The organism is Chryseobacterium sp. 14P4.3.2 (assembly GCF_057799275.1).
Genome location: NZ_JBYOKO010000001.1, coordinates 177279 through 198981, shown reverse-complemented (window position 1 = coordinate 198981; position 21703 = coordinate 177279). Strand labels below are relative to the sequence as shown.

The following is a 21703-nucleotide window of genomic DNA, read 5'->3' as shown; positions in this document are numbered from 1 at the left end:
AAGCACCGCAGCTAAAACTTGCGGTGCTTTTATTTGTAATTTAAAAATCAATTTCAGGAAAAATTAAAGTCCCACCACAAAACCGATATTAGGGACCAATCCATTTGAAAACACACTTGAATTCTGCTTCCAAAGTACATTATACATCAGCCCCAGCTGCATAAAAGAATGATTGCCGATTCGCTGCATATATCCACCGCCAAGATACAATGCTGTTTCTTCTCTATTGTATTTATAATCGTAGTATTTATCTTTATAATCGATAAAATAATGCTGCATATTAGCTCCCAGATAGAAAGATCTTGCAAAATAATAGTTTAAAAACGGGCCAACTCCAAACATGGTGGACCTGTAAAAATCTGAAGTCTGCCATGACACACTTCCCACCACTCCCCCTTCAAGGTCATCGGTAAGTCTATAACCTACTCTTGGAGAAGCCTGCAGGTAAAATGAACTGTTGCTTCCAAATCCCAGACCTATTCCTCCCCCGAAAGTCCATCTGTTGTTATCCTGCGCTGCAGTGCCTACAGAAACCTGAGAAAATACTGATCCTGAAGCCATTAACATCAGGGAAATAATAATTTTTTTCATATATAGATATTTTATTTTCATAATATTCTATGCTTTCACCACGTGCTATTGGTGTAATGTGATGGTGATTATGATAATATCGTTTTTATCAATGTTTAAAATTATGGTTTTTTTACGAATTTATTTAGTTGTATTTTTGCTGCATCAAACTAAGAACTCCCGTTAAGAGTTTCGTAAAATTGAAATACAATGAAAATAGTAGTAGGCCTCTCAGGAGGTGTAGATTCCAGTGTTACAGCACATTTATTGCAACAGCAAGGTCATGAAGTTGTGGCATTGTTTATGAGAAACTGGAATGATGCTTCGGTAACATTAGAGGATGAATGTCCATGGATCGAAGATAGTAATGACGCTCTGATGGTAGCCCAAAAGCTGGGGATCCCGTTTCAGGTGATTGACATGAGCGAGCTTTACAAGGAAAGAATCGTTGATTATATGTTCGATGAATATCAGAAAGGAAGAACTCCGAATCCTGATGTTTTATGCAACAGAGAGGTAAAATTTGACGTTTTTATGAAAACGGCTATGTCTTTGGGGGCTGATAAAGTGGCAACAGGACATTATGCAAGGGTTGACTCAACCATTGATGAAAATGGAAAAGAAATTTTCCATCTTTTAGCAGGAAAGGACAACAATAAAGATCAGTCTTACTTCCTATGTCAATTGAGCCAGGATCAGCTGTCAAAATCTTTATTCCCTATCGGAGAGCTTACAAAGCCTCAGGTAAGAGAAATTGCAAAAGAAATCGGTCTGGTAACGGCTGATAAAAAGGATTCTCAGGGATTATGTTTTATCGGTAAAGTAAGCCTTCCACAATTCCTGCAGCAGCAGCTGAAACCTAATGAAGGAGAAATTGTAGAGATTTTCAAAGATTCACCATTATTTTCAGAAGAAAAGAAAGAGTTTTCATCTAAAGAAGAAGAACTTGAATTTTTATCAAGAAAGATCAATTATAAAAAAGCTGACGGTAAGGTGATTGGAAAACATCAGGGAGCTCAATTTTTCACCATCGGACAAAGCAGAGGTCTTGGAATAGGCGGTCATAAAGAAAGCTGTTTTATTGTCTCCAGAGATATGGAAAACAATATTCTCTTTGTAGGAGAAGGAAGCCATTTCCCGGGTCTTTACAAAAAAGCTTTAAAAATTGATAACTCTGAACTACACTGGGTACGTGAAGACCTGAGACTTCAAAATGGAGAATCTATGAAAGTAATGTCAAGATTCAGATACAGACAGTCTTTGCAGGAGGCAACGATCTATCAGTTTGAAAATGCTTTTTATATTGAATTTAATGAGCCTCAGTCTGCTATTGCTGAAGGACAGTTTGCTTCATGGTATATTGAAGACGAACTTATCGGCAGCGGAGTGATTTCGTAAATACTATATCAGGTTAGGATCTCAGAATAAGAGATCAGCATCTGAATTATTAAAAAATTAAATATTAACAATCGATATAAGCCCGGAACAGTTTTGTTTCGGGTTTGTTTTTTATGGGTTTATTACTTTATGTTTTCCTTTAAATAGTATTTAATAACCAACACTTCTGCAAAGCCTTCCGCTATCAATATCATGATCAAAAATCCTACAGGTTTTCCCAGCAGTACTCCTCTCACCAGTTTTATTAATCCCAAAAGGAAAATAAGAATCATAAAGGAAAGTGTGGTTTTTGAAACCGTTTCTTTAAATGATTTTAAAGCCAAAACAGAAGCATAAAATCCGAATACCAGAAGTAAATAAAACTTGAGAAACTCAGGGCCCCTTAAAATTACCGGATTGAATGTATGCGAAGTTGCAGCAAGTTCTAAAAAGCTTATCACAACCGGAACTGAATGAATAATTATCTTTTTCATAGTTTTATTTTTTTTAACCACCACAACCTCCGCATCCTCCACAGCCGCCTCCACATCCCCCGCCGCAACTACCCCCGCCGCTGCAGCTGCTTCCTCCACAGCTCGCTCCGTCGTCTTTCTTATTCTGTCCACTATTATTACTTATAGCAGAGACCAACAACCCGAAAGAGAAAATGCCTATAATGGATAAGAATATCGAAATAGAGGTGCTTATCATCTCACCCAAACACGAGGATAGCATTAGAAACACGGTGAACAGAGGAATCAATCGGAGCTTTTTCCACCAGTTGTTTGTTTTTTTATCTTTTTCATATCCGGACCAGATTTCCAGAGGAGCTTCGCAGTGGAAAATTTCACGATAGCTCTTTAATGTTCCTGAAAACCAATTCATATGTTTGCGTTCTTCATGGTCTCCCCCTTTTGAAGGATGATGATGTAAGGTGCGTTTTAAAATATTCGGACAGAATTCTTCCCAGTAATTCTGCGTGTAGATCAAATGCATATGCCATACTTTATCTACTACTTTGCTGGGGGAAGCGCCATGAGGAAGAATACAGCAGAGGTATACAAACTTCTTGTACTCTTCTATGGCTCTTTTAGCAAAATCAAGGCTCCAGTTTTCGTCTTTTGCCAGTTTTTTTGAAAAAGGAAAATCAGCATCAGAAGCGTCTAAGGAAAACCCCTGGATCCTTTCCCAGAGGAATTCATCTTGTAATATGAGTTTTGTTTCCATTGTATTAACTTTTATTTTCTACTCAAATATCTTTTGATTTTAAAATATAAAAGTCTTCTCTCCATCTTTTTTGGATGGATAAAAATCTTAAATTAGTCTTATAAAGTATAGTGATGAAAAAAGAAGATATTCTGCATCTTGAGAAGCTAATGAATTTTTTAGGACGCCATTTTTTAAAGAAAAACCATTGGGAGGATGTTACAAAGACTGAATGGTCCTACATCTGCGCGGAACTGAACGAGCTTATTGCAAATGATCATTCAGAAAAGGGTATCAATAAAGACCCGGATCTTCTGGGGACCAATTATCTGTATGAACATCTGATCATTAACAAGTTAAAAAAGTTCAGCCAGAATGAAAATGCAGTTCTAAGCAGGCCTAATCTCGCAAAATTAAGCCAGATTGTAAAAGTATTGGGGTATTCCAATTATATAGATTTTATCAATTCGAATACGGAGTCTTTCAATTTTAATGATCTTAGAATTGATATGAATAACACGGCCATGAATACGGCTCTTCTGGACCGTTTAACCGGCTTCTGGTATTCCTATAACAGAAATCTTCCCGAAAATCCTTTACAAGCTAAAGAAGACAGAATCTGGCGCTCGGCGATGGAGATCTACAAATCTGAAACTACCGGTGAATATTTTATAGAAAGAAGCGGTGGTGACCATCACAAATATTTCGGTAAGGTGACAGCCTATTCAGATTATGTATTTATCATTATGAACAGCAATACCTTTATCCGGCAGAGGCATTTTATTTCAAGAATAAAAGATAGTAAGGAAAAGCTTAAAAATCCGGATTACAAGCTTCATGAGCTTCACTTTATCAGCACTTGCATAAGTTTCAATCAGGAGCCGATTGCTTTATTTGAAATCTACCAGAAAGCAGACCGGAAAACCTTTGTTTCAGACTCCATCAGTTTTCCTGTTGACAGCGATGAAATACCACCGTCTATATTAAAACAGCTTGAAGATACTGAATCTAACAGAATTGATTACAAATAGTTAGATGAATAAATTATTTTTTTTAAATTTTCTGTAACGTATTTCAAATTGTTATACTTACTGAGTAAATAATAATAAAACCAGTAGTATGAAAACAACTTCTTCCAACAATCAATATGCAGCAGCAAACAATGTTTTGATCTGTATCGTATCAATGCTTTTAGGTTATAATATCTATCAGGCAGTGTATCATCCTGAAAAGTCAGAACTTTTACTTTGCATTGCTCTTGTCATATTTACTTCGGCTATGATAAGAAAATATGAGACAAAAAAAATGAAAAACGAATAGGTAAAGATATCTATTTACCATATCCATCCCGGAGCATAAACGTTTCGGGATTAATTTTTCTCTTATGCCTAGAATACATTTAAATATTTAAAATCAATGTATTACCGCAATAATTGTATAATTTAAATGTTCATAAAAGTGAACCCTCAATAGTCTCACTATGGAATATTATGAATTGTATGAAGTTTTGAAAGGTCATTTTGACTCCGGAAAAGGCGTTGTGGAAATCAAGGATCTGAATCTAACGATTCAATCTCTTCCTTTTGAATCCAAAGCTTGTAATCTGCTTTATGGATCTGAAAATATGAATTGTACACAGCATCAGCAGCCTCTGAACATCAATGAAAATGCTTATCTTTTTTATAGTCAGCCTTCTATAGACATCCGGGATTTTGATATTGAATGCAATAAAAAATTTGAGTATCATATTCTTAAGAGAGCAGATGTAGAAGTGGCCAGCGGATGTATTCTGTTCTTCCATGGCCTCAATGAAAAGAAATGGGATAAATATCTGCCGTGGGCTTATGAATTGGCTCAAAGAACCCACAAAGCAGTCATTCTGTTCCCTATCGCTTTTCATATGGACCGCGCTGCTCCTGTATGGGCAGACCGCCATCAAATGATGGAAGTGGTAAATTCCAGAAAATTAAAATATCCGGAAAACACCAATTACTCTTATATCAATGCTGCGATAAGCGCAAGGCTGGAGGCTCATCCTCAGAGAATATTCTGGTCCGGGCTGCAAACTTATTCGGATATCATTGAGGTGGTAAAAGACATTAAAAATAATCATATAAAAAGCATTTCTCCGGATGCGAGTCTGGATTTATTCGGGTATTCCATAGGATCATTCCTTTCAATGATTATCAAAATGGCTGACCCGTACCACTTTTTCACATCATCCAAGGTATTCTGTTTTTGTGGAGGAATGACCATTGACCGGATGTTTCCGATCTCAAAATATATCATGGACACTCAGTCTACGGTTAGAATGCAGTCTGTTTTTACCGAATTACTAAGTTCGGATTTTAAATCTGATCCCCGTTTAAGACATTATCAGAATGATGATCAGCATCCGCATGAAAGCTGGTTCAAAAAGATGCTGCGCTATAATTATTTTCAAAAGGAAAGAGAAGACAGAATCCGCGAGATTCAGTCTCAGATAAAGGTATATGTTCTGGAAAAAGACTCTGTAGCGCCTCCCATTGAAGCTTTAAATACGTTAACCGGAGGATACCGTGACATTGAGGTAGAGGTTGAGATCAAAGATTTCCCTTATGAATATTCACATATGGTTCCTTTTCCTTTAACTCATAAAAATAAAAAGGAGGTGACCAAAGCCTTCTATCAGTTTGTAAAATCAGCAGGTGATTTTTATAATCAGTAAACCATTCTCATTTCAGCGGTAAAAGAATGCAAGGAATAGTTTGAAAAACAATAAAATAAGATCCATGGCATTTGTTTTTGTAAGTTGGTATGAAAGGTATATACAGCAAAATAAAGGTATTTGAGCCTTAAAGCAATGACTTTCCTTAATACCTTTATTTTCAGTTTTTGATCAGCTTACCAGCCAATCTTTAAAATCCTTGACACGGTCTCTGCTTACCGTAATTTCTTCCTGGGGCTGAAACTCCATATCCACTTTATAATAAGGCGATGTATGAATGTTTTTAATGTAGTCTGAACTGATAATAACCTGTCTGTTGACACGGAAAAACTTTTTATTGTCCAGTACTTCTTCCAGTTCGTCCAATGTAAAATCTGATGGATAGCTGCGGTCTTCTGTCTGGAGATATACGATTTTATTTTCACTGAAGAAGCAGCTTATTTCCTGAGTCTGTATGATTTTCAGATTATATCCTATTTTCACCAAAACTCTGGAAAGGGTTGATTTTTCTTTTTTTATAAGCTGTTTTATATCCTGAGAATTTACGGTGTCATTTGCAGGAATGAATGATTTAAACTTTTCAACAGCACCGGAAAGATCTTCTTCCAGAATAGGTTTTAATAGATAATCAATACTGTTTAGTTTAAAAGCCTTAAGGGTATACTGATCAAAAGCCGTAGTATAGATGATAAAGCCTTTGGTAGGTACTTTTTCAAAGATATCGAAAGACAGTCCGTCTCCTAAAACAATATCAGAAAAGATCAGCTGCGGGTGTTCGTTTTCAGAAAACCAGGCTACCCCTTCTTCCACTGATTCTATTTTTGTAACGACTTCAATTTCAGGAAAATTACTCAGCATTCTTTCTAATTTCCTTGAAGCTGGTTTTTCGTCTTCTATAATGACAGTTTTGATCATTGAGTTTTAATTTTGGTTGTTAGATTTTGGGAATTAAAGTTAAATAAAAACAGACCTATTTTAATAGTCTATAGGCTGTTTATCTTTTTTAAGCTCTCTTTCAATCATATCTCTTTCCCATTCGGAATCAAAAACAAACAGTTTTATGGCTTTTATAAAGAGAATAAGTCCCCATATTGCCAATATTGTGTATCTATCGAACAGTCTAATTCTAATGATTTCTTCGTCAAAAACAGTATCCGGAAGGATCAGAAGAGCAATGATAGCAAATAAAAAAATATTTCTATAGAATTTTTTAATGTTGCGGGTTCTTGTGTATGCCGTGTGATAATCCATGATTGTATAAATTTTTTAATTTATTATTATAATGTTTTTGTTTTTCCTCTTTCCTGTTCCATCAACTCTTTTATTTTTTTCTCTTCCCAGCTTCTTCCGATTCCAAATATGTTTACGGCATGAAAAATAACGCCTATTCCCCAACCCAGCATAGGCCATAAGAACCACAGATATCCTGGAGAGGTCAGCAAATTTAATGCTGCTAAAAATGGAATTACAATACAGTAAGAAGTAAGATTTCCATAAAATTCTTTTAATTCTTTTACTCTTCTTGAAGCTTTTTTGTAAGCTATCGTTTCTCTATCAGATGATAAAATTTCCATACTATTTTGTTTTAAAAGGTTAGTTTGTCTTTTTGTTGAATCAAAGGTAGGTCAGAGAACAGCCTTAAATCAATTTTATATTACCGAACGGTAGAATATGCTATCTGAATGGTAAAAACCCGAAAGTAATGAATATATGGATGCTGAGTAGACGCAAAGCAGATCTGCCAGTCTGATGTTTTCCTGTAAAAAACAGAACTTGCTTACTGAAATAAGGTAATTATCGCAGGCATGTAAAAGAGAGGATCAATAAATAAAAGGAATTATTTTTTTGGTGTTCTTTCTGTATTCGATGTATTCATCTCCAAACTGTTCTACCAAAGCCAGTTCTTCCACTTTAATTCTGTAGGCAAATGCTAAAAACGGAGGTATAAAAGCAAAGAGTAAAGACCACCAGTTATTGAGGTATAAACCAAGACCAAGAGAGGTCAAAAGAGAAAGGGCATACGAAGGATGTCTTACATATTTATAAAATCCTTCTCTTTTGATTTTATGGTTTTCTCTTATGGTGACATCCACTGTAAAATATTTACCTAAAGATCTGATAATAATGAATCTTAAAACAATTCCCAATATAATAAAAAGCTCTCCTACATACATGATCCAGTCAGCCTTTATAATGGGAAGTTTTGTATTATAAGAAAGAATAATAGAGGCCCCTATAGAAAAAGGAATGGCAAGCCACAGAATATTCAGGGTAGATTTATCTTTGTCTTTCTTGTCACTTTTCGTGGATTTCAGCATATTTTTATACAAAAACTCACTGAGAAACCAAGCGGCCATAGAAACGGTAAAGAGTATTTGTAAGGTATTCATATTTTATCTTTTGTGTTAATAAGTTTATTTCATTTATTGCCTGTTCTGCCTTTTAAGACCGTATTAAAGTTCTTTTTGTTTTTCAATCAATTCCCGGATTTTTCTCTCTTCCCATTCCTTTACAAACCGCACTTTAGGCAAAAAAACGATCAACGCATGAGAAAAAAGTCCAATTCCCCAGAATATGGCCGTAAAAAAGTTTTCAAACCGGAAATAACTTTCTCCGGGTTTCAGCTGCGAATAGTTGTAAAAGACGATTACAATATTTACCACCAAATAGGCAAATAAATGCCCGTAAAAACCTCTTAACTGGTCTACCTGTCTTTTAGCCTGCTGATATTGAATATCATCTTCGTCAAATGTTTTCATTATTTTTATTTTTTTGTTGATCCATAATTTCTCTGATCTTTTTTTCCTGCCAGGATTCTCCAATCCCGAAAACCCGGAAAGCACGGAAGGCCAAAGCAACTCCCCACCCAAATAACGGGTACCAGAACCAGTAGGTTCCCCTTCCGGTAAAAAGATTGATAAAGATTAAGAAAGGAATAATAATACAGTAAGAAATCAGGTTAGAATAAAATCCTTTAATTTCTTTAACTCTCTTTTGTGCTCTTTTATATGCCGCAGATTCATCCTCCGTCTGTACACTGGAAATATTGGGTTTAGCAGAAAGCATCGGAAGCTTTACTTTAAAATAGTCTTCAGATTTTTCTATAAAAACATTTTTCTTTGTAAGAAGAGAATAGCGCTGAACAATATTGGTAAGTCCTATCCCGGAACTTTCCTTGATCTGTTCCCTTACCTGCAGGTTGTTTTCAATACAAAGGGTATCACCGTCTGAAAAAATCCTGATCGCTAAAGGTTTTGATGAAGTAGCAAAATTATGTTTGATACAGTTTTCCAGCAATAGCTGCAGAGCCAGGGGAACCACATATCTCCGATAATCTTCTTTTGGAACATCAAAAGTGAAATCTACACTGTCTTCAAATCTGGTTTTTAAAAGATCACAATACGTTTTGGCAAATTCGATCTCATCTTCAACGGTTACCAGCTCTTTATCTTTTTGTTCAAGTACATACCGGTAAATCTTTGACATAGAGGCGGTAAATTTCTGAGCCTGCTGGGGATTTTCATCGATCAGCGAGCTTAAAACATTCAAAGAGTTGAAAAGAAAATGAGGATCCAGCTGGTTTTTCAAACTTTCAAACTGGGCATTGGCAGACTTAGCAATAAGCTTCTGTTCCACTACTTCTTTCCGGGAAGTCTTCTTCAGCTCTTCCATGAATCCTTTTGCATGAAGAAAAGCTGTAATCAGAAGAGCTATATTGATCATAAACCAATTGGTAACCCCATATTTTGAAGAGAAAAACTCTTCCACAGTAGCTGTTCTCTGGATCACAACATAATTCATATAATTACAGAAGTACACCAAAACAAAGTTCCCGATAATGATTGAAATAATGCTTAAAACAGCTCTAAGCCTGGTAGCCTCAGACCACGGAAATCTTTTATTAAGAAACTCATTAATAATTCCGTTTCCTACCCCCAATACGAAAGTATACATGGTAGAAAGCAGCATTGTCATCATAAAGGTGCGAAACGTTTTTTCATCATTAAAAAATAAGAAGAAAAACAATGTCGTTCCCATTGAGACCCAAAGTAGTATAATAAAATTTTTACGTTTCATGATCCTTTTCTTAACTCAAAATTAGTTTTTATTAAAGGTATCAAAAAGTATTTCTTACCGAAAGGTTAAATTTCTTTACCGAATGGTATAAAAAAACCTTCACAGAATGAAGGTTTTGTAAGTTTAAAACAGTAAAAAGTAAGTCGGAAAAAAGCTTTATTTACAATAAACCATAATATTATATTTCAACAACTTACATCCCTATTATTTTGTTTTTTCTTCCGGAAGGCTGATGAAATATTCAGCTTCTCCTTTTCCCCAGTTTGGATCCAGCGCTGTTCTGGGTTTATAAGCGTTGAATTTTGCCAGTGCGTCTTTAAACATCTCTACTCCTTTGGTTTTGCTTCCGCCAAACTGTTCTGGGGTAAAATAGATGTCCTCAGCCTTAATAAGAGCTATTCTTGGATTGGCTGCATCAAGCTTTTGTGCAATATTAAGCTCTTCAGTGGCTCTGGCTCCATCAGTCATATATCGCTGTTGAGGATTCACCATCATTCTCAGAGAATACGCCATTTTCCTCAATAGATGAACTTCTGCATTATCAGCACCTGCAAGATTCTGGGCCATTCCCAAATATTTTTCTGCCTGTGCCGCTACTCCATCAAGATCCTGGGTATTTCCGGTTCTCATCATAAGCCTTCCTTTCTGAATCTGGGAAAAAGCAGCATAGTACTGAGGAAGCCACTGAGTGCTTTCTTTACTTCCTATTCTCTGGAAATCGTTGGCCAATGTCTGAAACTCTTCCGGAGTTTTACAGGTTTCTATTTTCGCAATTTTCTCAGTCATTATTTTTTCGTAATCAGTCTGTGCAAAAGCAGTTAAGCTCGTAAAGGCTAAAGCAAAACTTAAAAGGTATTTTTTCATGATATCAAATTTTAAAAGTTAGTTGTATTGTATATTCGAAGTTATGTTTTTATAAATTATTATTGATTGCATCATCTGTTTTATCTACTCCAAAGCTGATAAATGCTCCTATAAACACAAATGTATTCACGGGTGGCACAACTGCAGAGCTTCTTGATCCGTCTACGGAAAAGTTATATCCGTACACGTTTTTTGATCCTAAAACATTGGTAATACTCAGAACAAGTACAGGGAAAACCTTTGAATCCTTTTTGCCTAGGTTCGGTAAATAATTAATACTGAAATTTAAAGCATTATAATCTTTTAGTTTACCCTCATTTCTGGTATAATTAATTGCTTTCCCATCTTCAAATTTAGAAGCAATATCGTAATAAGGTCTTCCTTTGGCATAGGTATAGGATAAATTAGCTCCAAGTTTCCATTCCGGAATAAATCTCTTTACCACTGCTGAAAGAGTGTGATCTGCTGCAAAAGACGGTTTCATACTGACAGGATAGTTCAGAAAGTCTCTCTTTGAATCAAGAAATGAATAGCTGATCCAATAATCTATATTTTTAAATGTTTTCTTATTGTCTCTCCAAAACAGTTCCAGTCCTTTTGCATAACCGTATCCATCATTATTTAGAGCGGTCTGCACCTGTTGGTTCTGTTCCTTGTCCGGAGTCACATTAAATGTCTTGATCAGCTGGTCATATTTTTTATAAAAAGCTTCAAAACGCAACGTTCGCCCTTCCGAAGCTCTCTGAACCTGGAAAATATAATGCTGTGACTGTTGAAACCCCAAATCCGCAGGTCTATTGATATATTTGTTCTCCGGATTTTGATAGAAAAGACCATAAGCCAAAGAAGTTGTCCAGTCTTTGGCAAGACGGTAAGCCAATGCCAAACGCGGGGCAATATTATTTTTATTCAGAAAAGATGAATGCTCTGCCCTGATTCCTATTTTTGCAGATAAAGCATTGCTGAATCCAAGATCTGTTTCTACAAAAGCAGAAGAAATCAGATCTTTATAATGTTTCTGAACCTCTTCAAAGTTTAAATTTTCATCTGTGTTATTCAATTCAAAACCTCCTCTCACAGCACTTATTTTATTTATTTTCCTTTCAAGAACTGCTTTGAAATTCACATAATTTCCATCTGTGAGCAATCTTGTTTTATTGGATTCTATATCACTTGTTTCTGTAGAAAAATTAAGATCCGATCTGTTGTACGAATAAGAGCCTCCTATATTCAGAAGATATTTCCCAAATTTTTGCCTGAAAGAGAGATTGTGATACGTATTTTTTCCGTCTAATCTTATCAAACTGAAATCATATCCAGGCTCAAGGCTTTCAGATTTCACTCCCATCTTATTAGAATTGTACATTCCGTAATATTTAAAAAATCCTCCTGATTTTGTTTTAAATCTAAAATTCATGTCTCCGTTAAGACCCTGTGGAGCGTCAATAAAATTGGTATTGAAATTAAAGACTTTCTGCATCAGGCTTAACATTGAATATCCTGCTGAAGCGCCAAAAGAATAGTTTTTACTGTCTGCCAGCTTTTGAAATCCTGCATTCAGAAAGATAGGAGAAACTCCAAGATTATAAGAACTCTCATCCGGAAGGTCAACACTTTCAAGCATCAATGCTCCTGAAAGCGCCTGCCCGTAGAGAGCAGAATATCCGCCACTTGAAAATATATTACCTTTAAAAAGAGAAGTATTAAACTGATCTCTTCCTGCAATTCCCGGAATAGAATTAGAAAAATAATTGTTGATAAGACTCCCGTCCATAAAGATCCTGGATTCGGTTCCCGTACCTCCTCTGATGAATAAACCTTCTGTTCCTCCAACCTTTTGAACCCCGGGAAGAAAGGTCAATGCTGAAGAAATCTGTCCGTCTGCTCCTGCAGTAGTATAAATATCAATAGGCGTCAGTAATGTAGTTGCTCTTTTCCGGTCGCTGGCTTCAATAGATCCTGCAGATACTACTACGGCATCTATTTCGCTGATCTGTTCTTTAAGATCCGTATTGAGAATGATTGCCTGATCATCAAGGCTGATACTTTTTTCAACGGTCTCATATTTGGGATGGGTGAAGGTTATTTTGCGATCCCCCTTTTCGGATGTTTCAAAAGAAAAATTACCCTGGGCATCCGTAGTTGACCCGTCATAGGTATCTTTTAGTGTGACATTTACTTCACTTACTCCTTTACTTTTAAAAGTTACCCTTCCTGATACTTTTATCTGAGAATATCCCGTCATAAAAGTGATCAGAGCAATCAGAAGCAGTATTTTTTGTCCTTGTGGTTTCATGGTTATTATTATCTGGGTCAAAAATAGGATGAGAAATGCCTTTCTATAAAAAAATTATTACCGAAAGGCATTCTTTTGCTACCGAATGGTAAATTACAAAACAGGAATACAAAAATCCACCATCATTTTACCTTCCGGATGCTCTTTAAAATTGGAATGGTAGATCTCAAAAGGAAATTCTTTTCTCATTGAATAATGATGCTCATTCATCCATAAAAACAATGATACCCAGCATTGCTCAAAATCATTAAGGGTTACTTCTCCACTTCCTACAATGTATTTTCCTGCATCAATGGTTTCAGAAAACACTTCTCCTTCAGTACTTTCAAGCTTTTCATCCAGAAGCATACACGCGTGTATTCTTACCTTATCGGGAGGAGTCACTTTGAAACTGTCATGGTATACAGAAATCATTTTCACATTTTCCCGTGGAAACAGATGTTTCTTTCCCGCCCAATCTATCAGAATATTATAGGAGGGTTCCACATCAGCAATTCCCAGGCTCATTACTGCTGCAAGTTGCATTTCCGGCAGTTCTTTAATTTCAATTTTCAAATTCATTTTCGTCCAGTTTAACAGGTTTTCTATAGTGCAAATATATTGGCCAAAAATCGTATCAACTTGTCCGTTCTTGCTTTGTGTTTGTAAAATCTTGTGAAATCTGGGGGGCGCTGATCTCCGGAATTCAGAAGGAGGTATTCCGTAATACTTTTTAAATGTTTTGCTAAAGACTGAATGATTTGAAAATCCGAGATCAAAATAGATATCCTTAATTCCTTTTTCTTTGTGTACAGCCAGATAAAAAGCGCTTTTTTCTATTTTCTTTCTGGTAATATAGCTCTGAAGTGTTTCTCCGGTAATCAGCTTAAATATCCTGTGAAAATGAAACGGGGAATAAGCACTGATCTCTGCAATTTTTTCCAGAGAGAGATCCGTATCAAGGTTTGCATCGATATACTGGATTGTTTTTACAATCCGTTTTTTATATTCTTCCAATTATAAAATATTGATTAACAAAAATATTGATATGAATAGGATATCTGTTGTTTATTATTGCTGTTTAAAGAAATTTCTACTTTATAATCTTATACTTCCACAAATTTTAAAAGAGGAATAGTCTTTTTAATATGTATATCGGGCGACGCAATATAGCTGTGGTAAGATTCACGAATAAAAATCTCTCTTGTAAAAAACTTTTCACCGTCAATCACACATTCATCATTCACTATTTCAAAGGATTCCAGAGGAAGCATCATACCGCTGCCATGCGCTTTTATAACCGCTTCTTTTCTCGTCCAGTAAGTAAAAAATCCTTTTACTTTATCTTCAGTTTCATAGATTTCCTGAAATTCAGCTTCTGTCATTTGAAATTTAAAGTCCATATAGTTGATTTCCGGATTGGTAAATTCTATATCTATTCCTATAGGAAATTCAGCGATAATACAGGTTACAATATCTTTAGAATGAGAAATATTGAAATGAAGATCAGAATTTTTCAGATAAGGCTTTTTATTGGGAAGAATACCTGTTTCAACTTGAGAGATATTGTAATACGTCTGTAAGCCATATTGCAATAAAACTCTTCCCAGCAGAGAAAGCTGTGCATCCTGCCATCTTCTGTATTTCATGATATCTTTTCTAAAGTCTTCAGAAAACAGGTGTAAATACCGGTCCAGAACAGACTGATGCTTTTCCTCACTGATAAAGGCAGATAAAATGACCATTTTTAGTTCTTTACGGTTGCTGATTATGATGACTGCTTATATTATATCACGCTAAAATTAAGCATTTTCCATCCATTTTTCAAAGCAATTATCCATAAGGTTCATATTATAAAATCTAAAGAAAAAATAAAATACAATAAGCTTCTACTTTTCACTAACTTTAGAAAAAAGACCTGAATCATAAAGCGCTTTGGAAAATCTTTTTTAATTTTATCCTATAATCACTATAAATCATTTAAAAATGAACGTAAAAACATTAACATTACTGGCAGGGTTTGCATTTTTAGCCGTTTCATGCGGAACTACAAAAATGTACTCTGTAAATGCCAAAAGCGGAACCCAGACAGGAGGAACAGCCAAGTTTACCCAAAAAGGAAATGAAGTAATCATGAAACTGGATATCACGAACCTTACTCCAGGAATTCATGCTGTACACATTCATGAAAAAGGAGATTGCTCGGCAGCAGACGGAACCTCTACAGGAGGTCACTGGAACCCATCCAAGAACGATCACGGTAAATGGGGAGCTGAACATTTCCATATGGGAGATATAGGAAATCTGGTTGCTGATCAGAGCGGTACGGCAACACTGACGTTCAAGACAGATAAATGGTGTCTTGGCTGTACAGACGAGTCTAAAAACATTATCGGAAAAGGACTTATTGTACACGCAGCTGCGGATGACTTCCATACCCAGCCTACAGGAAATGCAGGAGGGAGAGTAGGATGTGTAGAAATTAAGTAATCATTTTTACGCAATAAAAAATCCGCTAATTTTCATTAGCGGATTTTTTATGTTTAGGATTTTGCTCCCATATCTGATACAATATTCATTGCTTCCTGCAGGTAAAGATCTTTTTTCAGATTCTTGATCCACATTTCAGATTTTTTCTTGAAAGCTTCATCTTTTTTCTCTCTTTCAATTTCACTTGGATACATCGTGAACTGAAGACCATTTTCAAATTTTGTTAAAGCTTTGAACTTCTCGATCTGAGATTTTCTGTGCTTCATCAGGTCATTGAATTTATTAATATTCAGTGTAATATTTTCTTCTTTATCCAATTTCTCTCTCCATTGAGCTGATTCTAACAGGAGCTGATAATTGCTGTTTTTAGCCATTCTTCCAGCACTTGCCTTTTCAAGAGCCTGAATATTGAAATAATTCAGTTTTTCGAATTTTGTTGGTGGAATTTTATCCCATGCTAAAGCAAAATCATCATATCTCTCTCCTACTTCTGCATAGGTAAAGAAATCCTTCATCTGAATATCAGAAACAATTCCTTTTCTCTGTGTAGATTCTCCTGTAATTCTGTAGAACTTCTGAATCGTCAGTTTTAAAGATCCGAAATCATCTTCAGTATTCAGGAATCTATTCAGGTCAACAAACGTCTGAACGGTACCTTTTCCGAAAGACTGAGGCGATCCCACGATCATTGCTCTTCCGTAATCCTGCATTACTCCTGCTAAAATTTCAGAAGCAGAAGCTGAAAGTTCATTTTGCATGATTACAAGAGGACCAGTCCAGATAGGAGCTTCATATTTATTCTTTAGAGTCTGTATTTTTCCGTTTCCATCTTTCACCTGAACGTAAGGTCCGGCATCCATGAAAAGCCCCATAATATCTCCTACTTCAGTTAATGAACCCCCTCCGTTGTTTCTAAGATCAAGAATAATTCCTTCAATATTCTGAGCTTTAAGTTTAATGATTTCATTTTTAATATCATCAGAAGCATTTCTTCCTTTGGCATTTTCAAAATCAGCATTAAAGCTTGGAAGGTTGATAAACCCATATTTCTTTCCGTTCGGTGTATTTACGACAATACTTCTTGCAAAAGTATCTTCAATTGCTACCTCCTCACGAATCATGGTTACATCCTTGATGCTTCCGTCTTTTTTCTGAACCGTTAGAGTAACCGGAGTTCCTTTCTCTCCTCTGATAAGTCTTACGGCTTCATCAGAAAGCATTCCAACAACATTTACAGCATCTTCTTTTGGTTTAGATTTTACCTTCAGAATCTTATCTCCTTCCGAAAGCTGCTTGGACTTCCATGCAGGTGCCCCAATCGTCAGAGCTCCCAGGTAAAGATTTCCCTTTTTCTCCTGGATCAAAGCTCCGATACCAATTACTTTACCGGTAAACTGAGTATCAAAATCTTCTTTATCTTTTGGTGAATAATAGTTAGTATGCGGATCAAATACTTCTGTATATGCATTCATATACACAGTAAACCAATCCATTTTTTTTCTCTTCTTGAATCGGGTAAAGGTATCTTTCACAAGATCTTTTACTTCATCTGTCGCCTTTTTGATCTTCTCATCCTGAGTAAGAGACTTAAACTTGATGGTATCTTTCAGCTTGTACTTCTGAACAGAATCTTTCTTCTCTTTCTGAGCTTCTTCTTTGCTGTTCATTGATTCAACCTCCTGCAGGATATTATATTTAATGAATTTTTTCCATTCATTATACTGTTCCTGCTTATTAGCCGGTACTTTTTTAAGCTTTGGCTCAAGCGTCAGGGTTTCATCTTCCTGAAGGTTGATAGGCTTGCTGAAAATATCCTGTGTGATTTTATCAATCTCATCTACCCTTTGGTAAAGTCTGTCGATGGTAAGCTTATAGAACGTAAGATCTCCCTGACTGATATAATCGTCAAGCTTTGTTTCATGCTTGCCAAATTCATCCATATCAGATTGCAGGAAATATCTTTTTGCAGGATCTACCAATTCGAAATAATGCTTATAAACATCCTTCGAATAGGCATCATTGATAGTTTTTGGACTATAATGCAGATAAGAAAGTGTATTTTTTACGCTCACCATTATCGTCTGCATCTTTTCATCATCGTTCTTTGGCGAGTTGAAACAAAACATTAGACTGGTTAATGGAATAAGGAGTAAAAATTTATTCAGTTTGAAATTTTTCCACATAAACTGTCTTTATTTATTAATTTTTTAAAAAATAGGTATTGTAATGAGTAGCCATAATTAGCAGACTGTTACAAATGATCAAATTTAATACCTTATTTACAAATATCGAACAGTTTTACCTATTTTTATTAGAAGAGATTTATAAATACTAAAGTCTTCTCTCCACATCCTGTGCTATCAGGAGTTTTCAGAGAAAAACAAAGCCAATAATCTTATCTTTTTTTACTCTTTTTTATCCTGAAAAACTTTATAAACAGACCGCCTAAAAATCAATCCTTCCTCACAAGGGCATGAAATATGCTAGTATTTAATCAAATAACTTTAAAATGTAATGTCATGAGAAGTTTACTATGGTTAGTTGCAGTTATCTGTATAGTCGTTTGGCTTTTAGGAATGTTAGGAATTGTACCCGGTATTAGTACGGGTTACCTAATACATGTCTTGCTGGTTATTGCCATTGTTGTTATCCTTTACAATATTATTACAGGCAGAAAACCACTGGACTAAGCCATATTAAGTGTTTAACCCATTAAAATCATTATCAGACTCAGCAGATGCTCTCTTTCAGAGGGGAGTTGAATAAGATTCGCCTTGAAAGAATGCATCTGTGAGGTACTGAGAAGATGAGAAGCTGGAATGGTCTTCGCCCGATAGACGCCAGTGTTGTAAATTTTGGAAGTTTTAATGAATTTATATTCCACTTGTTTTTTTAAACACAAGATTTCCTTCTTCATGCTCCCTGCTTTATTTTCTGATCAAAATAGCTCATTTTGTTTCACTACTGCCTCATTAATAATACATCTGGTATTTTTTAACATCTTATTTTTAACTACATTTGATGTGTTAAAAATTCATTTTGTTCATTTCAAAATATGAGCAAACTGTACTGTATTTGTATTAAATAATTAAAGATAATTTATGGAAAGACCACTTATTCTGGTGACTAATGATGACGGAATTACAGCTCCCGGTATTAGAAATCTTATCAACTTTATGAATGAAATCGGGGAAGTAATAGTTGTAGCCCCGAATTCTCCCCAAAGTGGAAAAGGCCACGCAATCACCATCAATTCTACCCTAAGCTATGAAGAAGTCACTCTGGAAGGGCCACAAACCGACTATTCTTGTAGCGGAACTCCTGTAGACTGTGTGAAAATGGCTCTTGACAAAATTCTGACAAGAAGACCTGACATTGTCGTTTCAGGAATCAACCATGGAGCAAATTCTTCTATCAATGTAATCTACTCCGGGACTATGTCTGCTGCAGTAGAAGCAGGTGTAGAAGGAATTCCTGCGATTGGATTCTCATTATTAGACTTCAGCTGGGAGGCAGACTTTAGCCAGGCTAAAGAATTTATTCAGAATATCGTAAGAAGAACGCTGGAAAATCCTATGCCTAAAGGAATTGTTTTAAACGTAAATATTCCAAAACTTCCCGCCGGAGAAATAAAGGGAATAAAAGTATGCAAACAGGCTAATGCAAAATGGGAAGAAAGCTTCGACGAAAGAATAAACCCACACGGAAAAAAATATTACTGGTTAACGGGTTACTTCAACAATATGGATGAATCTGAAGATGCCGATGAAACCGCTTTGGCCAACGGATATATTTCTATCGTACCTGTAAAGTTTGACCTTACAGCCTATGAGTATATGAAGACTCTGGAGGAAGTAATGAATTTTGACAATGCATAATAAGTGAGATAGCTCAGCTTATCATTCACTAGATGAATATCATTAAAATTGAGCTTTCATGGATATAAAAAGCTCAGTATTTTATGAATTACAAGAACCAATAAAGGCATGAAATAATATTTCATGCCTTTATTCATTTTAAATAATAAGCCAGACAAAGGGATAAAAACTTCATTCACTTTCTGCTTAATTTCCGGTTTTAAAGCTGTGCCTCATTTTTATTTTTACGTTGAAATTATTATAATCTTCTTACCGAAATTCCGTGGGATTAAGACAATCCTTCCCATATTATTTAGTACCTTTATTCTGAAAAATAATTACAAGATGCGTATAGAATATGAAATAAAACTGGGATTCAAGGATGTAATGTTCCGCCCAAAACGTTCCACCCTGAAGTCCCGTTCGGAAGTAGATCTTGAAAGGGAATTTACGTTCAGACATACTCAAAAAAAATGGAGAGGAGTTCCTGTAATTGCCGCGAATATGGATACTGTAGGTACTTTTGAAATGGCTGTGGAACTGGCAAAAGAAAAGATAATTACAGCTATTCACAAGCATTACAGTCTGGATGAATGGGATGAGTTCCTGGAAAGCCAGCCGGACAGTATCTATCAGTATATTGCTCTAAGTACCGGTACCGGAAAAGCTGACGAAGAGAAGATAAAACATATTGTAGAAAAACATCCAAAAATAGAATTTCTCTGCATTGATGTAGCCAATGGATATTCTGAGCATTTCGTTGATTTTGTGAAGAGAGCAAGAGCTAATTTCCCGGATAAAATTATTATTGCCGGCAATGTGGTTACGGGAGAAATGGTGGAAGAACTTCTTTTGGTAGGAGCAGATATCATCAAAGTAGGTATCGGACCTGGTTCAGTGTGTACTACCCGGGTAAAAACAGGAGTTGGCTATCCTCAGCTTTCAGCAATTATAGAATGTTCTGATGCGGCTCATGGTTTAGGAGGCCATATTATCGCTGACGGAGGGTGTAAAGTTCCCGGAGATGTAGCCAAAGCTTTCGGTGGTGGTGCAGATTTCGTTATGCTGGGCGGAATGTTTGCAGGTCATGATGAAAGCGGAGGAGAAATGATTGAAGAAAATGGCAAGAAATTCCGTTCATTTTATGGAATGAGTTCTAAAACAGCTATGGATAAACATTCCGGAGGAGTTGCAGAATATCGTGCTTCTGAAGGTAAAACCGTAAAAGTAGCTTATAAAGGACCCGTTGCGGAAACGGTAAAGGACATTTTAGGCGGAGTAAGATCAACCTGTACTTATGTAGGAGCTTCCAAACTTAAAGAACTTTCTAAAAGAACAACTTTTATAAGAGTTCAGGAGCAGGAAAATCAGGTTTTTAATTAATCCTGAATTTTAGAAAGAATTAAAAAAGTGAGGCTATACAAAATGTATAGCCTCATTATATTTTTAAGTTAACATCCCTCCGTCAACGTTTAGCGTCTGCCCGGTAACGTATGATGACATATCACTTCCGAAGAATACACATGCATTAGCGATGTCTTCCGGCTGCCCTCCTCTTTTCATAGGAACCCCGTCTCTCCATCCCTGAACTGTTTTCTCATCCAGAACAGCGGTCATTTCTGTTTCAATGAATCCAGGTGCGATAGCATTACATCTGATATTTCTGGATCCTAATTCTAATGCAACAGATTTTGTAAATCCGATAACGCCTGCCTTAGAAGCTGCATAATTGGCCTGTCCGGCATTTCCTTTCACTCCAACTACTGAGGTCATATTGATAATAGATCCTGATCTCGCTTTCATCATTGGCTTGATTACCGCTTTTGTAAGATTGAAAACTGAATCTAAGTTTACTTTGATCACTTTATCCCAATCATCTTTTGACATTCTCAGAAGCAGGTTATCTTTTGTAATTCCTGCATTGTTTACCAGAATATCAATTTGTCCGAATTCTGCCATTACTTCTTCCACCAACTGCTGTGCAGCATCATAATCTGATGCGTCAGACTGATATCCTTTGATTTGGGTTACAGAACTTAAAGCTGCTTCTAATTCTTTAGCTTTGTCTACAGAGCCGGCATAGGTAAATGCTACTTTTGCTCCCTGCTGAGCAAACATTTCAGCGATACCTTTCCCGATTCCTCTTGTAGCTCCAGTAATTAGTGCTACTTTTCCTTCTAATATTCTCATATCTATTGACAATTATTTTCTTTATAACTCATTCAGCTAGCGATTGCTGACTCACTTAGTATATATTATTCCTTTCCGGAATTAAACGGT

General features: G+C 35.9%; 23 protein-coding genes. 8 read left to right on the top strand and 15 right to left on the bottom strand.

Annotation, left to right across the window (positions count from 1 at the left end; genetic code table 11):
* Nucleotides 1-63 precede the first annotated feature (63 nt).
* Entirely contained in the window at nucleotides 64-591 is a 528-nt protein-coding gene (locus tag AC27VX_RS00915; RefSeq protein WP_236856727.1) for a hypothetical protein, read from the bottom strand.
* 189 nt (nucleotides 592-780) lie between these two features.
* On the opposite strand from AC27VX_RS00915, the gene mnmA reads away from it, so the two are divergent.
* Complete coding sequence (gene mnmA, locus AC27VX_RS00910) at nucleotides 781-1968, top strand: tRNA 2-thiouridine(34) synthase MnmA (RefSeq protein WP_236856726.1); 1188 nt, start codon at nucleotides 781-783, stop codon at nucleotides 1966-1968.
* A 122-nt stretch (nucleotides 1969-2090) separates the two neighbouring features.
* Here mnmA and AC27VX_RS00905 read toward each other — a convergent pair whose 3' ends face one another.
* Nucleotides 2091-2540 carry a hypothetical protein gene (locus AC27VX_RS00905; protein WP_300691654.1) on the bottom strand — a complete coding sequence of 150 codons (450 nt, stop codon included), beginning with the start codon at nucleotides 2538-2540 and terminating at the stop codon, nucleotides 2091-2093.
* Nucleotides 2455-3174 (bottom strand): glycine-rich domain-containing protein, encoded by a 720-nt coding sequence (locus AC27VX_RS00900; protein ID WP_300691657.1) that lies wholly within the window; start codon nucleotides 3172-3174, stop codon nucleotides 2455-2457. Before AC27VX_RS00900 ends, AC27VX_RS00905 begins: the two co-directional genes overlap by 86 nt.
* A 113-nt stretch (nucleotides 3175-3287) precedes the next feature.
* On the opposite strand from AC27VX_RS00900, the gene AC27VX_RS00895 reads away from it, so the two are divergent.
* The 3 genes from AC27VX_RS00895 (at nucleotide 3288) to AC27VX_RS00885 (ending at nucleotide 5860) form a co-directional block, all read left to right on the top strand.
* Complete coding sequence (locus AC27VX_RS00895; protein ID WP_236856723.1) at nucleotides 3288-4184, top strand: hypothetical protein; 897 nt, start codon at nucleotides 3288-3290, stop codon at nucleotides 4182-4184.
* 88 nt (nucleotides 4185-4272) lie between these two features.
* Complete coding sequence (locus AC27VX_RS00890; protein WP_488693401.1) at nucleotides 4273-4473, top strand: hypothetical protein; 201 nt, start codon at nucleotides 4273-4275, stop codon at nucleotides 4471-4473.
* Nucleotides 4474-4633: 160 nt separating this feature from the next.
* A complete protein-coding gene (locus tag AC27VX_RS00885; RefSeq protein WP_488693399.1) occupies nucleotides 4634-5860 on the top strand; it encodes a DUF6051 family protein in 1227 nt (408 codons plus the stop codon).
* 171 nt (nucleotides 5861-6031) lie between these two features.
* Here the strand turns inward: AC27VX_RS00885 and AC27VX_RS00880 are convergent, their stop codons facing one another.
* The 10 genes from AC27VX_RS00880 to AC27VX_RS00835 all read right to left on the bottom strand — a co-directional run bounded on the left by AC27VX_RS00880 (nucleotide 6032) and on the right by AC27VX_RS00835 (nucleotide 14821).
* Nucleotides 6032-6775 carry a LytR/AlgR family response regulator transcription factor gene (locus AC27VX_RS00880; RefSeq protein ID WP_236856720.1) on the bottom strand — a complete coding sequence of 248 codons (744 nt, stop codon included), beginning with the start codon at nucleotides 6773-6775 and terminating at the stop codon, nucleotides 6032-6034.
* Nucleotides 6776-6835: 60 nt separating this feature from the next.
* The gene (locus AC27VX_RS00875) at nucleotides 6836-7111 is read right to left on the bottom strand and encodes a 2TM domain-containing protein (protein WP_300691663.1); all 276 of its coding nucleotides are present in this window, start codon (nucleotides 7109-7111) and stop codon (nucleotides 6836-6838) included.
* Nucleotides 7112-7137: 26 nt separating this feature from the next.
* On the bottom strand, nucleotides 7138-7434 hold the full coding sequence (locus AC27VX_RS00870) for a 2TM domain-containing protein (protein WP_236856718.1): 297 nt from the start codon (nucleotides 7432-7434) through the stop codon (nucleotides 7138-7140).
* Nucleotides 7435-7680: 246 nt separating this feature from the next.
* On the bottom strand, nucleotides 7681-8250 hold the full coding sequence (locus tag AC27VX_RS00865; protein WP_488693396.1) for a methyltransferase family protein: 570 nt from the start codon (nucleotides 8248-8250) through the stop codon (nucleotides 7681-7683).
* A 63-nt stretch (nucleotides 8251-8313) separates the two neighbouring features.
* A complete protein-coding gene (locus AC27VX_RS00860) occupies nucleotides 8314-8619 on the bottom strand; it encodes a 2TM domain-containing protein (protein ID WP_488693395.1) in 306 nt (101 codons plus the stop codon).
* A complete protein-coding gene (locus AC27VX_RS00855; RefSeq protein ID WP_236856715.1) occupies nucleotides 8606-9937 on the bottom strand; it encodes a 2TM domain-containing protein in 1332 nt (443 codons plus the stop codon). Before AC27VX_RS00855 ends, AC27VX_RS00860 begins: the two co-directional genes overlap by 14 nt.
* Nucleotides 9938-10141: 204 nt before the next feature.
* Complete coding sequence (locus AC27VX_RS00850) at nucleotides 10142-10801, bottom strand: hypothetical protein (protein WP_488693394.1); 660 nt, start codon at nucleotides 10799-10801, stop codon at nucleotides 10142-10144.
* Nucleotides 10802-10850: 49 nt separating this feature from the next.
* Entirely contained in the window at nucleotides 10851-13097 is a 2247-nt protein-coding gene (locus tag AC27VX_RS00845; RefSeq protein ID WP_488693393.1) for a TonB-dependent receptor, read from the bottom strand.
* A 93-nt stretch (nucleotides 13098-13190) separates the two neighbouring features.
* The gene (locus AC27VX_RS00840) at nucleotides 13191-14093 is read right to left on the bottom strand and encodes an AraC family transcriptional regulator (RefSeq protein WP_488693392.1); all 903 of its coding nucleotides are present in this window, start codon (nucleotides 14091-14093) and stop codon (nucleotides 13191-13193) included.
* Between the two features lie 89 nt (nucleotides 14094-14182).
* Nucleotides 14183-14821, bottom strand: coding sequence for a 4'-phosphopantetheinyl transferase family protein (locus AC27VX_RS00835; RefSeq protein ID WP_488693391.1), 639 nt, complete (start codon nucleotides 14819-14821; stop codon nucleotides 14183-14185).
* Between the two features lie 241 nt (nucleotides 14822-15062).
* On the opposite strand from AC27VX_RS00835, the gene AC27VX_RS00830 reads away from it, so the two are divergent.
* Nucleotides 15063-15566: a superoxide dismutase family protein gene (locus tag AC27VX_RS00830; RefSeq protein ID WP_236856710.1), complete on the top strand. Its 504-nt coding sequence runs from the start codon at nucleotides 15063-15065 to the stop codon at nucleotides 15564-15566.
* A gap of 53 nt (nucleotides 15567-15619) precedes the next feature.
* On the opposite strand, the gene AC27VX_RS00825 is transcribed toward AC27VX_RS00830, so the two are convergent.
* On the bottom strand, nucleotides 15620-17749 hold the full coding sequence (locus AC27VX_RS00825) for a carboxy terminal-processing peptidase (RefSeq protein WP_236856709.1): 2130 nt from the start codon (nucleotides 17747-17749) through the stop codon (nucleotides 15620-15622).
* 336 nt (nucleotides 17750-18085) lie between these two features.
* On the opposite strand from AC27VX_RS00825, the gene AC27VX_RS00820 reads away from it, so the two are divergent.
* From AC27VX_RS00820 to AC27VX_RS00810, 3 genes are all read left to right on the top strand, one after another.
* On the top strand, nucleotides 18086-18256 hold the full coding sequence (locus tag AC27VX_RS00820; protein ID WP_236856708.1) for a lmo0937 family membrane protein: 171 nt from the start codon (nucleotides 18086-18088) through the stop codon (nucleotides 18254-18256).
* A 411-nt stretch (nucleotides 18257-18667) separates the two neighbouring features.
* Nucleotides 18668-19444, top strand: a complete 777-nt coding sequence (surE, locus tag AC27VX_RS00815) for a 5'/3'-nucleotidase SurE (RefSeq protein ID WP_236856707.1) — start codon at nucleotides 18668-18670, stop codon at nucleotides 19442-19444.
* 324 nt (nucleotides 19445-19768) lie between these two features.
* A complete protein-coding gene (locus AC27VX_RS00810; RefSeq protein WP_236856706.1) occupies nucleotides 19769-20806 on the top strand; it encodes a GMP reductase in 1038 nt (345 codons plus the stop codon).
* 63 nt (nucleotides 20807-20869) lie between these two features.
* Here AC27VX_RS00810 and fabG read toward each other — a convergent pair whose 3' ends face one another.
* Nucleotides 20870-21613, bottom strand: a complete 744-nt coding sequence (fabG, locus tag AC27VX_RS00805) for a 3-oxoacyl-[acyl-carrier-protein] reductase (RefSeq protein ID WP_236856705.1) — start codon at nucleotides 21611-21613, stop codon at nucleotides 20870-20872.
* Between the last annotated feature and the right edge of the window lie 90 nt (nucleotides 21614-21703).